The organism is Alteromonas sp. RKMC-009 (genome assembly GCF_003584565.2).
Taxonomy (GTDB): Bacteria; Pseudomonadota; Gammaproteobacteria; order Enterobacterales; family Alteromonadaceae; genus Alteromonas.
In genome coordinates this window covers 827,955-841,380 of record NZ_CP031010.1, presented here as the reverse complement: position 1 = coordinate 841,380, position 13,426 = coordinate 827,955, and the positions used below count along the sequence as shown (strand labels likewise).

Annotated in this window: 14 protein-coding genes; 5 read left to right on the top strand and 9 right to left on the bottom strand. The window is 49.5% G+C overall.

Translation table 11 applies throughout. The annotated features are described in order from the left end of the window. Positions 1-41 precede the first annotated feature (41 nt). On the top strand, positions 42-311 hold the full coding sequence (locus DS731_RS03685) for a hypothetical protein (RefSeq protein WP_119500052.1): 270 nt from the start codon (positions 42-44) through the stop codon (positions 309-311). Between the two features lie 84 nt (positions 312-395). Here DS731_RS03685 and cynS read toward each other — a convergent pair whose 3' ends face one another. The 3 genes from cynS to DS731_RS03670 all read right to left on the bottom strand — a co-directional run bounded on the left by cynS (position 396) and on the right by DS731_RS03670 (position 3,530). Further along, positions 396-845: a cyanase gene (cynS, locus tag DS731_RS03680; protein ID WP_119500051.1), complete on the bottom strand. Its 450-nt coding sequence runs from the start codon at positions 843-845 to the stop codon at positions 396-398. Positions 846-860: 15 nt separating this feature from the next. Continuing rightward, complete coding sequence (locus DS731_RS03675) at positions 861-2,582, bottom strand: bifunctional protein-serine/threonine kinase/phosphatase (protein ID WP_119500050.1); 1,722 nt, start codon at positions 2,580-2,582, stop codon at positions 861-863. A 90-nt stretch (positions 2,583-2,672) separates the two neighbouring features. Continuing rightward, positions 2,673-3,530, bottom strand: coding sequence for a formate/nitrite transporter family protein (locus DS731_RS03670; RefSeq protein WP_119500049.1), 858 nt, complete (start codon positions 3,528-3,530; stop codon positions 2,673-2,675). Between the two features lie 441 nt (positions 3,531-3,971). Between DS731_RS03670 and DS731_RS03665 the strand changes: the two genes are divergently transcribed. After that, positions 3,972-5,300, top strand: a complete 1,329-nt coding sequence (locus DS731_RS03665) for a nitrate- and nitrite sensing domain-containing protein (protein WP_232373473.1) — start codon at positions 3,972-3,974, stop codon at positions 5,298-5,300. A gap of 1 nt (position 5,301) precedes the next feature. Here DS731_RS03665 and DS731_RS03660 read toward each other — a convergent pair whose 3' ends face one another. Continuing rightward, entirely contained in the window at positions 5,302-5,934 is a 633-nt protein-coding gene (locus DS731_RS03660; RefSeq protein WP_161599089.1) for a phosphatase PAP2 family protein, read from the bottom strand. Positions 5,935-6,130: 196 nt separating this feature from the next. Here DS731_RS03660 and DS731_RS03655 point away from each other — a divergent pair, with 196 nt between their 5' ends. Next, positions 6,131-7,063 (top strand): AEC family transporter, encoded by a 933-nt coding sequence (locus DS731_RS03655; protein WP_119500047.1) that lies wholly within the window; start codon positions 6,131-6,133, stop codon positions 7,061-7,063. 99 nt (positions 7,064-7,162) lie between these two features. Here DS731_RS03655 and DS731_RS03650 read toward each other — a convergent pair whose 3' ends face one another. The 4 genes from DS731_RS03650 to DS731_RS03635 all read right to left on the bottom strand — a co-directional run bounded on the left by DS731_RS03650 (position 7,163) and on the right by DS731_RS03635 (position 10,999). Continuing rightward, positions 7,163-8,782 carry a carboxylesterase/lipase family protein gene (locus tag DS731_RS03650; protein WP_202980701.1) on the bottom strand — a complete coding sequence of 540 codons (1,620 nt, stop codon included), beginning with the start codon at positions 8,780-8,782 and terminating at the stop codon, positions 7,163-7,165. Between the two features lie 28 nt (positions 8,783-8,810). Next, complete coding sequence (locus DS731_RS03645; RefSeq protein ID WP_119503285.1) at positions 8,811-9,767, bottom strand: TIM barrel protein; 957 nt, start codon at positions 9,765-9,767, stop codon at positions 8,811-8,813. A gap of 270 nt (positions 9,768-10,037) precedes the next feature. Beyond that, positions 10,038-10,358, bottom strand: coding sequence for a BolA family protein (locus DS731_RS03640; RefSeq protein ID WP_119500046.1), 321 nt, complete (start codon positions 10,356-10,358; stop codon positions 10,038-10,040). Next, the gene (locus tag DS731_RS03635; RefSeq protein ID WP_119500045.1) at positions 10,346-10,999 is read right to left on the bottom strand and encodes an alpha-ketoglutarate-dependent dioxygenase AlkB family protein; all 654 of its coding nucleotides are present in this window, start codon (positions 10,997-10,999) and stop codon (positions 10,346-10,348) included. The genes DS731_RS03640 and DS731_RS03635 overlap by 13 nt, the downstream gene beginning before the upstream one ends. A gap of 26 nt (positions 11,000-11,025) precedes the next feature. On the opposite strand from DS731_RS03635, the gene DS731_RS03630 reads away from it, so the two are divergent. Beyond that, positions 11,026-12,219, top strand: coding sequence for a methyltransferase (locus DS731_RS03630; protein WP_119500044.1), 1,194 nt, complete (start codon positions 11,026-11,028; stop codon positions 12,217-12,219). A 12-nt stretch (positions 12,220-12,231) separates the two neighbouring features. Beyond that, a complete protein-coding gene (locus tag DS731_RS03625; protein ID WP_119500043.1) occupies positions 12,232-12,831 on the top strand; it encodes a peptidylprolyl isomerase in 600 nt (199 codons plus the stop codon). Between the two features lie 29 nt (positions 12,832-12,860). Here the strand turns inward: DS731_RS03625 and DS731_RS03620 are convergent, their stop codons facing one another. Further along, a complete protein-coding gene (locus DS731_RS03620) occupies positions 12,861-13,394 on the bottom strand; it encodes a GNAT family N-acetyltransferase (protein ID WP_232373472.1) in 534 nt (177 codons plus the stop codon). Positions 13,395-13,426: the final 32 nt, after the last annotated feature.

Genomic DNA, 13,426 nt, shown 5'->3' with positions numbered 1-13,426 from the left:
TGTCAAACTGTGCGTTTTTGCTAAGCTAATACGGAGCTCCCTTGATTGCATATCTTCTGGCAGGTGTAGCCATTGTTGTCGCCTTTATCGTGAACTGGTTCATGCCAAGGCCATTCTGGCGCGCCACGCTTACCTCAGCACTTTCCATTTTCATCGTTACATCTGTGGGGTTAATGTACCTGCCACTCGGCGTGGAAGCAGAGCCTGAAGAAGTTCGCCGCTGGGTATTCTCGATTTTGCCCCTGCTTGGTTTTTTCGCAATTCTGATTTCAGTATTCGTAGGCTGGTTTCTTTACGTGGTACGTAAATAATTTAATTTCAAAATATCCTTTTAAAAGCATGACGCGGCACCATTGAGTTTCATGATGCCGTCTCGCCTTAAGTTACGACTGCGATCAGTAGGTTTTGTACGGCAGGAATTTACCTGACATCACCACTTTCACACGGTCGCCTTTAGGATCAGGTTCACGGGTTAAGTCCATTTCAAAATCGATGGCACTCATAATGCCGTCGCCAAACTCTTCGTGAATGAGCTCTTTCAGTGTGGTGCCGTACACATTCACCAGTTCGTACCAGCGGTAAATTAACGGATCAGTAGGAACCGCCGTTGGCAGAGAGCCTTTATAAGGTGCAATCTGCAACCAGGCGACGGCTTCTTCAGTTAACCCGAATAGTTCACCGGTGGCTTCAGCCTGCGCTTTGGTCATAGCCATCTGGCCCAGGCATGCTGCAGTACTCCATTCTTTCGACTCGCCGATCACTTCTGCGGCCTGTGACCATTTAATGCCTTTAGTGACTTTTGCGCTCATAATCATTGCGGTGACTTGCTGTCTGTCAGTAATCATAGTGGGCTCCACGGGTTAGATAAGTGAAAATCGTTCCAGTAACAGAACGAGGATAAGACAAAGGAGTAAACCGCTGACTCCCTGCCAGAAAGCAACGGGATTACGCTCCAGTAAAGGCGGTCTCTCGCTGCTGAGAAATTTTGCATCGGGATGTCTCAGGGCATACACAAACTCTGAAAGTGCGTCATAGCGCTTGAGCGGATTGGGATGCAGTGCTTTTCTTAAAGTGTGATCAAGCCAGAAGGGAATGCTCCGGTTCGGATCTAACACGCTTTCATATTTCAATTTATGTTGTGATGTCACGCTTCTGCATTTGGCAACCTGCGTGCCATAAGGGAAGCGGCCACTGAGCAAATAGTAAGTCAGCACCGCCAGCGAAAACTGCTCAGACTGTTCACTGCCCCCCTGACCAAGAAAATACTCCGGTGCGGCATAAATAGCTGTACCGGGAATATCATCATTATCACCGGCAAATTCATTGATGCCGGCAACAGAAGCCGCACCTAAATCCACCAGTGTGATGTGATGGTTGATATCAATCATGATATTTTCAGGCCGGATATCACGGTGGAGAACGTCTTTGCGATGCAATGCCATCAATCCTCTGGCGACCTGCTCAATGATCATGCGGACAGTTTCTAAATCCGGCTGTGGGTTATCATTCAGCCACTGGGCCAGTGTTTGTCCCGGCACAAAATCTGTCACGGTATATAATGCCGTTTTTGCAGCCTGCTGATCAGGGGCGCTCACTACATGCTGGCTGTGAATTCGCCTTGCTATCCACTCTTCCATCCTGAATGCTTCAAGATGGGCCAGTTCGTGTGCCATTTCCACAGAAGGCACTTTCAGCACCACCTGGCTGCCATCTGCTGTGTTCTGAGCCAGGTAAACGTGGCTGCGGGCACTGTGATAGATATTGCGGACAATTTTAAACTGATCGAGAAAATTCCCGCTTTGCAGCACGCCGGGAATGGGCAGTTCTTCCTCTTCATGCCCTGCCGCACTGGTATTGGCTGCAGGCAGGGTATTTACCCTGACTATCTGAGCTGTCAGGTTATCGTTACTGCCTCTGGCAAAGGCCATTTCCACCAGCTTCTTCGCTGCTTCATCCGGATCATGCTCATATTCAGTCACTACACTGCAGAGGCTGGCCTCATCGATAAACTCATACACACCGTCTGTGAGCAGAAGGAAGCAGTCCTGCTCTTTCAGTGAGCGGTTGTCTTTATCAAGTTGTAGTGACTCACTAATACCCATGGCATTGGACAAATAGTGCTTTTCACCATTTATCATCTGACGGTGGTCGCGGGTAAGTTGCTCCAGCACCCTGCCCCGCAACCGGTACACTCTGGCGTCCCCCAGATGAAATACATATACACGTTGATGCTTGAAAATCAGTGCACTGAATGTGCAAACGTAACCTTTGTCCGGTTCGCCGGCATAGGGACTGTTGCGACTCTGGCCGAGTAACCAGCGATTTATTGCTGTAATAACTTGCGTAGCCGCACGGGGGACCGTCCAGGTATCTGAAGTACAAAAATAATCTTCGAGAAACTGTTTAACACATACCTGACTGGCAATGTGACTCACTGAACTGGTACTGATGCCGTCTGCCAGTGCCACCGCAGCGCCTTTAAATGTAAGCAAATCACCTTCGGGAAGCCTGAAACCATAACTGTCCTGGTTCAGCGGCTTTTCCCCTGCACTGGAATATTGACCGATGGATAAACTAAGCATATTGAAGCAGCTCAGTGAGAGGTTTGAATTGAGCCTGCCGGACAGTGTCCGGCAAGCCCTGTGTGCCGGAGAATATCCGGCAAATCTTCATTAAACTGCAGCAGGTTTTGAATCTGTTGCTACCGGTGCAGATTGCGCAGCCAGCTTACGCTTGGGAGCAGTACGGAAGTGCGTGCTGTACAGTGTTAAACCTGTAAACGCCAGACCACCGACCAGGTTACCCAGAGCAGTCGGGATTTCATTCCAGAAGAAGTAATCCATTACAGAGAAATCACCGCCCATGATCAGGCCGAACGGGAACAGGAACATGTTCACCACAGAGTGTTCAAAGCCCATGAAGAAGAACAGCATGATTGGCATCCACATGGCAAAGATTTTACCGCTCACGTGGGTTGAGATCATGGCACCTACAACACCCAGTGATACCATCCAGTTACATAACATGCCACGGATGAAAATGGTCAGCCAGCCTTCCATACCGTACTGAGCATAACCCAGTGTACGGGCTTCACCGATACCGGCTACTTTTGTTGCAATAGCACCACCATCAGTGTTGTAGCCCATGGTAAAGATGAATGACATCATGAACGCCACTGTCAGTGCACCGGCAAAGTTACCGCAGAATACCAGCCCCCAGTTGCGGAGAATTTGAGACCAGGTGACGCCGGGCCGTTTTGCCAGCCAGGCCAGTGGTGTCAGTACAAAAACACCGGTTAACAGATCGAATCCCATCAGATAAAGCATGCAGAAGCCAACAGGAAACAGCACCGCACCAATTAAAAATACGCCGGTTTGTACAGCAATCGTAATTGCAAAAACCGCTGCCAGAGCAAGGATTGCGCCGGCCATATAACCGCGGATTAATGTATCACGGGTAGACATGTAAATTTTGGATTCACCCGCATCCACCATCTTGGTTACAAATTCATTCGGAAGTAAGTAAGCCATTGTGTATACCTTTTTGTTGTATGTTGTTTAGTCGCTGACATGTGTTGCACACAACAAAATGCGGGCACAAAAAAACGCCCAACCATGCACTGTTTCCAGTGTGGTATTGGACGCCGTTATCCAAGTTTACATTGTGTTGTATGCAAAAACCCGTGTTGCAATTTTAAACAGCAAGGAAAAGGCCAGATTTAAATTGTCATTATTTTTCTGACAGTTATGAATATTAGCGTGTGACTTGCTGACCATTCATTTATTGATTGCACCAAAAAAGTTCATCCGCGCACAATGAAGATCCGCAATTTCCGGTGAAACGGGGAAAATTCCGTCAAAGCCAAACGGATTGCATATTAAAAAGTTAGCTCAAGGAAACTAACCCTTTATTATCAACAGGTTAAAATGGTGGAACAGGCTTTGCTAAATCTTATAAACAGGCAACGTCGATTGCGACCACCACAGAAAGACACCACCACCACCATGGCAGTATTCAGCGAAGCGACAAAACGGTTCCTACTGGCGGCAAAGCACGCCGAAATTCACGCACTTAATCAACTGGCATCCAACTGCAAACTGGTGACCTCAGTGAAAGACATGATCCATCAACTCCAGCGGGAGCGCGGTATCAGTAACGTATATCTGGCGTCGAAAGGGGAACGGTTTGGTCAGCAACGGGAAGATCAGATTGCAGACAGTAATTTTGCCGACCAAACCTTACGCAGCCAGTTGAAATCTCTCTATCTCTCGGGCGACGAAAGTGCCGCCAACATGCGCTTACTGGTAAGCATCACCATGGCGCTACAAGGGCTGGATAACCTTTCTTCCCTGCGGGATCAGGTAGCTGAACAGGCACTGACATCCCTTGAGTCAACACAGGCATACTGCCGGCTGGTAACGGGTTTACTCTCAGTTATCTTTGAGGCCGCTGACGTGGCAAGTGATCCGGATATCACCCGGCTTCTGGTGGCGCTGTTCAATTTTTTACAAGGCAAAGAACTGGCCGGACAGGAACGGGCATGGGGCGCTATTGGCTTTGCTGAAACTCATTTTAATAAATCATTATGCGACCGCCTTGAACAACTCCAGCAGGACCAGCAACACAGTTTTGACATCTTTACGGCTTTTGCCGATCCGCAAACGCTGCAGCAATGGGAAGACATCTGTCAGAGCGATGCCCAGGCCGACCTTACCCGCCTGCGGACAATGATAAAACAACTGGCTGATGGCAGTCCCATTGACGGACAAATCAGTGAAGTATGGTATGACATTGCCACGACCCGCATTGATGCCATGCAATCCATTGACGAAGCTCTGACCACCAAACTCATTTCACTGGCTTCAGAGCTGGTCAGTCGTGCAGATGCCGAGCTGAAAAATCATCATCAACGGGTAAAAACGCTGGAACAACAACCTAATCCAACGGGCACACCACTGACCATGCTGTTTGATCCGCAAATGCCTGGCTTACGGGGATCAGAAATGTCTGGTCCGGATACCATTTCCAATGCGGAAAATTTATCCGCACACCGGTCTTTTTACGACTTGTTATGCGATCAGACTGAACACATCAAAAACATGTCAGTTGCACTGGAGGAAGCCCGCCAGGCGATTACCGATCAAAAATGTATCGACCGTGCCAAACTGCTTATTATGCAGCAATGGCAATTAACCGAAGATCAGGCTTACCGTCGCCTGCAAAAAACAGCGATGGATCAGAATTGTCGCCTGATTGATGTGGCGGAACGGGTAGTAAAAGCCACATCAGGCAGTAAATGATTCAGCCATTTTGCCGTCCGGGTGCCATTGTCATTAAAGCCAGTGACAACCAGAGGATAGCCGCGCACCAGCCTGCGAGAATGTCAGTAGGCCAGTGAACCCCCAGAAACACACGACTCATGCCGACCAGCAAAATAATCAACATGGCAATACCGGAAAACCAGCGGGTCAATGACGGGTTGCCGCTCACTGATGCACCGGTGAACGCCAGACTAAGATACGTTAAACATGACATCATGGCATGACCAGAGGGAAAGCTGCTGGTGTACACCTTCGTAATATGAGGAACCAGTTCAGGCCGGGGCCGGTGAAATCCATACTTCAGCGCAAAACTGACAACCATACCGGACAGTACCGTTGCTATCAGAAAAACAGCGTGACGGGTCAGCCCCTTTTTATGTAACACCAGAGCTGCCAGGCCGGTAATTACAATTAAAAACCAGTTACTGCCCAGAGTGGTCATGTCACGAAAATGTACCGCAAGCCATAACGGCCCGGCCGGCTGCCCCGGGTCCCCGGCCCGGCGGAACATCAGCATGATGCTTTTATCGATGGCGGGCACGGGATCAAAATGTACCCATGCCGCGAGCAGAAACAAACCGGAAAGTCCGGCAAAAGCCATAAGTCGCAACACGGATGGCCTGATGTGATCGGATTGCATAGAAACGAAGGGTCACTGACAGATAGTCTTTATTCCTTTTGAGTGCAGCTTTGGATCGCTTTACCGGAAGAATCTATACGCTGAATACAACAGATTTTGCTGTTACAACGCCTTCAAGTATCGAAAATCTTGATATAATAGCCGCCATCATCTCCTGTATTGACTGCCCATGTTTTCCTTTATCACTGAAACCTTATTACCCGTGCTGATTTTATTGCTGATGGGCTGGTTATTTTTCCGCATAAAATGGCTGAACGAGAGCTTTGTTGAAGCCGGTTCTAAATTGGTTTTCAACGTCACATTACCTGCACTGCTGTTTTTGTCTATCAGTCAGGCCGACTTTGCCCATGCCGCAAACTTTCCGCTGATTGGGGTAGGTATTGCCGGCACACTCATCATGTGTGCTCTGCTGGTGCTTACGGCAAGGATGACGGTGACGCCCTATCAGGCAAGAGGCGTAGTGGTTCAGGGCGGTTTCAGAGCCAACATGGGTATTATCGGTCTGGCTTACTGCGCCAATACGTACGGGCCCGAAGGGCTGGCTGCCGCCTCTGTATACCTGGGCTGTATCACGATTTTATTTAATATTTTGTCGGTGATTGTGCTTAACTTTTATCAGACCGGCCACCGCTCTGTGAGCAAACAAATCAAGGGGATCACTAAAAATCCGCTGATCATTTCCATTGTCGTGGCGCTGCCCTTTTCCTATTACTCATGGACACTGCCTGACGCCATTCTTAAAACCGGCGAATATGTTTCCCAGTTGACCTTACCGCTTGCGCTCATCTGTACCGGCGCCTCGCTGCAATTCCGATCATTCTCCGCCGACTGGTTTAATATCACCCTTAGTACAGTGAGCAAATGCATTCTTTATCCCGCGCTGATGGTAGGGCTGGCGTATCTTGCCGGATTTACCGGAATGAGCCTGGGGATTGTGCTGCTACTGTCGATTGCCCCGACAGCCGCTGCCAGCTATGTGATGGTAAGAAATATGGGCGGAGACCACCGGCTGGCTGCCAGTATTATTGCCGTGTCCACACTGGTTTCATTACCGGTAACAGCACTGGCATTCGGAACATTGACTGCTCTGAATCTGGTATAGTGGTCTGATTTAAAGCCCGGGCGTAACAAACAGATAATGAAAACAAAAAGAGCGCATTTCTATGCGCTCTTTTACGTTGAAATACCGCTGAAAACACGGTTAACGCATGGCAGCCTGAGCCGCTTCGGTTGAACGCTGAACCACATCCAGACGCTCTGTCCACGGGTCTTCACCATGCACCGCTGTAGCGTCCATGGTGAACGTCATGATGTTATGCGCTTCATTGTCATAAGGCTTCCATTCCGGCAACCGGGAAACATTCGGGTCACCATTTTCGATAAAGCTCACCACGTAGTCGAAAACCAGTTCAGAGGCATTCAGATCCTGCTCAGTGGCATCCGGATACTTCACGTCAGCCGTTTTAAAGAAAAACGGGATCTCACTGGCATGGGGTGCGCCCTTCCCGTTACGGACACTTTCTGCTACGTAACCATACCGGTACATGTACACGTTTTCGTCCAGGTCCGTCATACGCTCTGCAACAAACCTTGCAGGCTCCTGCATCATACGGTCCTGTGCCACTTCAGCTCCGATATCCTGTAATTTACCGGTGCCTTCAGGATCATAGGCATCTTTCGCTGCCTGCGCATACTCACCGAATGAGGCGAACAATGCCTCTTTATCCGGGAACATGCTGAATCCGATATCCTGGCTGGTCGTACCCACCATTACCGGCACTTTCGCGACTTTGCCCTGCTCAAGCAATGACTGGGTGCTGCCCTGTACAATGTCACCATCAGCAATGGGGCCGCCAACATACGTCGGTACACCGCCGGGAGGCTGGAACAGCGCCATCAGATTCAGGCCATCTACCACTTTGTCTGCCGGCAATGCCCGCAGAGCAGCCAGCGCTTCTGCGCCATTACCGGAAATGCCATTCTTTTCAGCGAAATTAACGCCTATCTGCTCCGCAGAGGGCTGACCATTTACTTCTTCCGTTAAGCTGCGCTCGCCGGTTAATGAACGGCCGCCACCGGACATAATAATCGCCCGCTGGAAGGTGCCCCGTGCACCCGGTGTCTGCATAAGATTGTGTACAGAACCGCCGCCGGCAGATTCGCCCATGATGGTGACATTATTCTTATCGCCACCGAAAGCTTCCACGTTATCTTTCACCCATTGCATGGCGGCTATCTGATCTTCAAAACCGTAGTTGCCTAACGGACCTTCTTCAGCGGCTGAAAGCGCCGGATGTGCGAAGAAACCAAAACGGCCAAGGCGGTAGTTAAAGCTGACAAAAATCACACCGGCACGGGCAAACTCGCTACCGTCGTAGGTGGCAGGCGATGCGCCACCGTTTACATAACCACCACCATGGATCCACACAACCACAGGACGCTTGATATCATCTTCCTGCGGTGCCCATACGTTCACGTACAAGCAATCTTCGGCAGGCTCTTTACCGAGCGGCGCAGCGTCACTTGGAAACGGCTTTTGCATACAGTCGTTGCCGTAATCCAGCACTTCTTTCACACCGTTCCAGTCTGCAACGGGCTGAGGAGAACGCCAGCGATTTTCACCTACCGGAGGTTTTGCGTAAGGGATCCCTTTAAAAACGCGGATATCATCATCTTTAACGCCCTGCAGCGTACCATTTTTAACCGTTACCTGCGGTGATGCATCTTCAGCTACCGGCGCAGGACTTTCAGCCACTTTCTCACCACATGCACTTAACATTACTGCTGCAACAGCAGACAACGCAAACAGCCGTTTTTTCATAACAAACGCTCCTTATTCTGATCCACGGTTAACCTAACGCACTCAGATGACAGAGTCCGCGCACAGCATCTTCAAACGGCGTATCAGTTACATCCACTTCTACGTAACGATACTTCACGTTATTTTCATTCAGGTGTTTAACGATGGCGGCAAAGTCTGATTTGCCGTCTCCCGGGGTTGAGATGCGTGACATCTCAGGAATAATCATACGCGGATCGTCACTCAGCGGAACGGAACCGTCGTAATCCTTCATATGACAGCCGATAACACGGCCTTTGTATTTATTCAGCATGGCAACAGGATCATGACCGGCTGCAGCCACCCAACCTAAATCCAGCTCGATTTTAACCAGCTCCGGGTCGGTGTTCTCCATCATGATGTCGAAAATCACCTGTCCGTCCACTTTATCGAACTCAAAGTTATGGTTGTGATATGCGAATTTAAAGCCAAGCTCTTTCATTGTCTGACCACGCTTGTTCAGTCTTGCAGCAATAGCTTTAACTTCGTCAACAGAAGAAGGGGTGTTCAGGTTTACTTTACCATCTTTGAAATTCAGGAACTCGCCGGCCATGGGCTCGATGAAGTAATCGATATTCAGTTTGCTGCCCAGTTCCTTAATATATTCAATGTCTTCCAGGTCGGAATTAATATGTACAGACGGCACTGTCAGCTTATATTCTGCCATGAGATCTGCCATATCATCGATGCTTAAACCGAACAGCGGCGCGCCTTCTGCATTCACTGAACCACCTACACCGAACATTTCAAGCTGCTTGAAACCGGCTGCGGCCAGTTTTTTAATTGTACCGGCGGGATCTTTAGCAAACATGTCGCGCAGCATGTACATTTGTACGCCGTAAGGTCTGCCTGAAGCTGCATTACAGCCTCCGGTCATCGCGTTGGCCATCAGTCCCGGCGCTGCCAGCACACCGGCTACGCCCAGACCAGCTTTAAGAAAATGTCGACGGGTAAGTGACGAAGTCATTATTGTTTCCTCTCTCCGGTAAGAAACAGGCTCAACACGTTGGTCCCGTTGAGCCTGCAAGAAGTTAATTATTTGTTACACCCACTTTAGAACCTTTACATTAATGACATCGATATCATTTTACAACTATTGTTTAACATTTTTAGACAAGTGACAGAACCGGACGCCGGTTTGAGATCTGTCCTCTTCCGGACGGGGCACGGGCGGGTCAAGAGAAACAAAAAAGAGCACGACCTGCGTGCTCTTTTTCTCTTCAAAAATGATGGAAAACTATCCCAACTTACTGCCACCCAGGCAATCTGGTGACGGGGTTACACTGCCGCCTCTGGCTTCCCATTCTTCAGGGGTATACGTGTGCAAAGCCAGTGCATGTACCGGCCCCTGTAAAGCTTCGGCCAGCAACCCGTTCACCTTCTGGTGACGGGGCACCCGACGTACGTCAACAAACGCTTCTGACACCACCGTTACTTTGAAATGACTCTGGGCACCATCGGGTACGTTGTGCATATGACTTTCATCCAGCACTTCAAGATACACAGGTGTGAGAGCATCATTAAGTTGCTGTTCGATAAACTGTTTTACATTTTGCATGGGTTCTGCTCCGGCACAGCGGGATAGATAAATCGGAAAGTTAGATTAATTCTACCATCAACATGCCGGGTCGTCTTGTTGATGCCGTGCAGATAGTTGCGCTGAGTGTCTCCCTGCATGATTAGCAGTGAGCCATGCTCAAGACTGACCTTCACTGACGGAGCACCACTGCGGTGACGAAATAAAAAGGGCCTCGCTTCACCGAGAGTCACAGATGCAATAACCGGCTGTACGCCCAGTTCCTTTTCATCATCAGCATGCATGCCCATGCTGTCCTGCCCGTGCCGGTACCAGTTCGCCAGCACACTATTAAACTTGCAACCAGCGGTATTTTCGCAACGGGTTTTCAACGCCAGCAGATCAGCGGTCCAGGGGCGCGGTACCATCGTCAGGCCGGAGTAGGAATACTCGCTGACAGCATCCCCGTACCAGGCTTGCAGACGCGGAATTTTAACCGGCTTACCAAACAGTTTAATGGTATCCTGTGACCAGTTTAACGATGAGGCCAGCGATGCGTACAACGCGTCAGCATCATCCGGCCCGAGCCAGCCCGGTATGTAAGTAACATCCGCGCCGGGTAACGCCAGTTTCTGAGGCGCAGCGCCGGCGTTACAGCCATCATCGAATAGTGAAAATTGCATAAATCCGGAACCCGATTAACGTTACCATGAGCGACAACACAGCCTTTGTCTTTCGCGACCGCGAACTGAACTTAATACGCCACCCGGCAAAACATCAGCATATCAGTTTACAGGCCTGGGACAGCGCCGATGAATTGATTATCGACTATCTTGCCTCAGAAGCTCCTGAAGGCCCCGGCAAATGTATCATATTTAATGATGACTTCGGCACCCTGGGCTGCTGGTATGCCAGTCATAATCCCTGCTGGATTTCAGATTCATGGATTGCTCACCGCTCGCTGGCTGACAACCTGAAAGGTAATAATATTGCCGCCACACTGGATGACAACGGACTGGTAGCCTCACCATTGAAAGCTGCTGATTGCCTTGCTCCGTTGCCAGAAAAGCCGCAAACGGTGATTATAAAGATACCCCGCACTCTTGCGTTGCTGGAACATCAGTTGATTATGTTGCAGGAAGTCATTACCCCTGAAACTCGTATTGTGGCCGGTGCGAAAGTGAAGGCCATTACGAAAAATGTGCTGGAGCTGTTTGAGAAATACACCGGTCACACCACCACTTCACTGGCAAAGAAAAAATCCCGCCTTATTTTTGCAAAGCCGGATGAAGCGATACTGAAAAAGCCCGTAAAGTCTCCTTATCCGGTGCGCTGGACAGCGAAAAGCCAGAACGGCGTAACGCTGACACTTTCCAACCATGCCAATGTATTCTCCGGACGCTCTTTAGACATCGGGGCAAGGTTCATGATTGATCATATGAACGTGACCAACAACGAACGGGTTATTGATCTTGGTTGCGGTAACGGCATTTTAGGTCTGAACGCGCTGGCACTGGCACCACAGGCGCGGATCACCTTTGTTGATGAGTCATTCATGGCGCTGGCCTCAGCCAGACAAAACGTGGCAGAAAACTTTCCTGAACAACTGGCGCAATGTGAATTTGTGCCATCGAACTGCCTTGACGCCTTGAAACAGGCTGAAGAGGGCGGATTCAGTAAAGTGTTCTGCAACCCGCCATTTCATCAGCAGAACGCGATAACCGACCACATTGCCTGGCAAATGTTTTCAGATTCCAAAGCCAGTCTGGCCAGAGGCGGACATCTGGTGGTGGTGGGTAACCGCCATCTCGATTACCATGTTAAATTAAAGCGCTTGTTTGGTGGCGTAACGCAAGTTGCCAGCCATCAGAAGTTTGTTATTTTAAGTTGTGCAAAACGCTAAAGGGAGAATGCTATGCTGCGTGCTTTGCTGCTGGCTTTAGTTGTCGTAACCACTCCGGTTATTGCAGCAAAACCAAAAGATGACGGCTCACAAATTCAGCCGGACAATTATTACCCGCGGGTGAAAATGGAAACCACAATGGGCGATTTTGTCGTCGAACTGTACCGCCGCCGTGCGCCTATCACCGTGAATAACTTCCTGCGTTACGTTGATAAGAAAAGCTATAACGGCACCATCTTCCACCGTGTTGTACCCGGCTATATTGTCCAGGGTGGCGGTTACAATGCTGAGTTTGATGAAAAGCCGGATTACGGCACGATTTTCAACGAATCCGGCAGTGGCATGAGCAACAAAATGTACACGGTTTCCATGGCACGTCAGAACGACCCGCATTCAGCGACACGACAGTTCTTCTTTAACATGAATGACAATACCAACCTTGACCCCGGCAGAGACTGGGGTTACAGCGTGTTTGGTATGATTGTGGAAGGCGAAGCTGTTGTGGAAAAAATGATGGAAGTAGAGCTGGACTATCAGCCTGCACTGGGTGAACCGAATTCCCCTAAAGAGCCCATCATTTTGAAATCTGTCACTTTACTTCCGGCGGTGTAAAAAAGCTGACGCTGTGGCAGCGCGTAAATTCAGCGCTGCCGCGTTTTTAAATCCAGCCAGAAAAAATGTTGCGCAAAGACACCTGACATAAACAGATTGCCCCGCTTCTTAAAGCCCAGATTCATTAACAGTTTCTGAGAATCCGTATTATCAGCATGAGTCATCGCAGTGAGGTAATTCACGCCAAGGGTGTCTCTGGCATAGCTGATAACCGCTTCACCGGCTTCGCCACCTATCCCCTGCCCGCGGGCTTGCGGCAGCAAGGCGAATCCTAAATCAGGCGCACTGAAAATACCGCGGTTTATCAAACCACACATCCCCAACGGTTTACCGGTTAATTTATCTTCTACGGCAAACAGGCCATAGCCATGATTTTCAAAATGCACCAGCGCATTATCAATATACCGGTTCGCATCTTTAAGTGTATGGACGCCCCGGTTTCCAATGAAGCGAAGCCACAGAGGATCGTGATTTAACGCAAAAATCCAGTTGCGATCATCTGCCACCGGCTTGCGCAGACGCAGCCGCGATGTAGAAAGAATCAAAGATGTGCCCTTTAACAAAAAAACTCCCGCAATGGAAAACCATAACGGGA

Coding starts and splice junctions, on each gene's coding strand:
- cynS (WP_119500051.1), bottom strand. CDS start 845: ATGATTACTGACAGACAGCAAGTCACCGCAATGATTATGAGCGCAAAA.
- DS731_RS03675 (WP_119500050.1), bottom strand. CDS start 2,582: ATGCTTAGTTTATCCATCGGTCAATATTCCAGTGCAGGGGAAAAGCCG.
- DS731_RS03670 (WP_119500049.1), bottom strand. CDS start 3,530: ATGGCTTACTTACTTCCGAATGAATTTGTAACCAAGATGGTGGATGCG.
- DS731_RS03655 (WP_119500047.1), top strand. CDS start 6,131: ATGTTTTCCTTTATCACTGAAACCTTATTACCCGTGCTGATTTTATTG.
- DS731_RS03650 (WP_202980701.1), bottom strand. CDS start 8,782: ATGAAAAAACGGCTGTTTGCGTTGTCTGCTGTTGCAGCAGTAATGTTA.
- DS731_RS03645 (WP_119503285.1), bottom strand. CDS start 9,767: ATGACTTCGTCACTTACCCGTCGACATTTTCTTAAAGCTGGTCTGGGC.
- DS731_RS03640 (WP_119500046.1), bottom strand. CDS start 10,358: ATGCAAAATGTAAAACAGTTTATCGAACAGCAACTTAATGATGCTCTC.
- DS731_RS03635 (WP_119500045.1), bottom strand. CDS start 10,999: ATGCAATTTTCACTATTCGATGATGGCTGTAACGCCGGCGCTGCGCCT.
- DS731_RS03630 (WP_119500044.1), top strand. CDS start 11,026: ATGAGCGACAACACAGCCTTTGTCTTTCGCGACCGCGAACTGAACTTA.
- DS731_RS03625 (WP_119500043.1), top strand. CDS start 12,232: ATGCTGCGTGCTTTGCTGCTGGCTTTAGTTGTCGTAACCACTCCGGTT.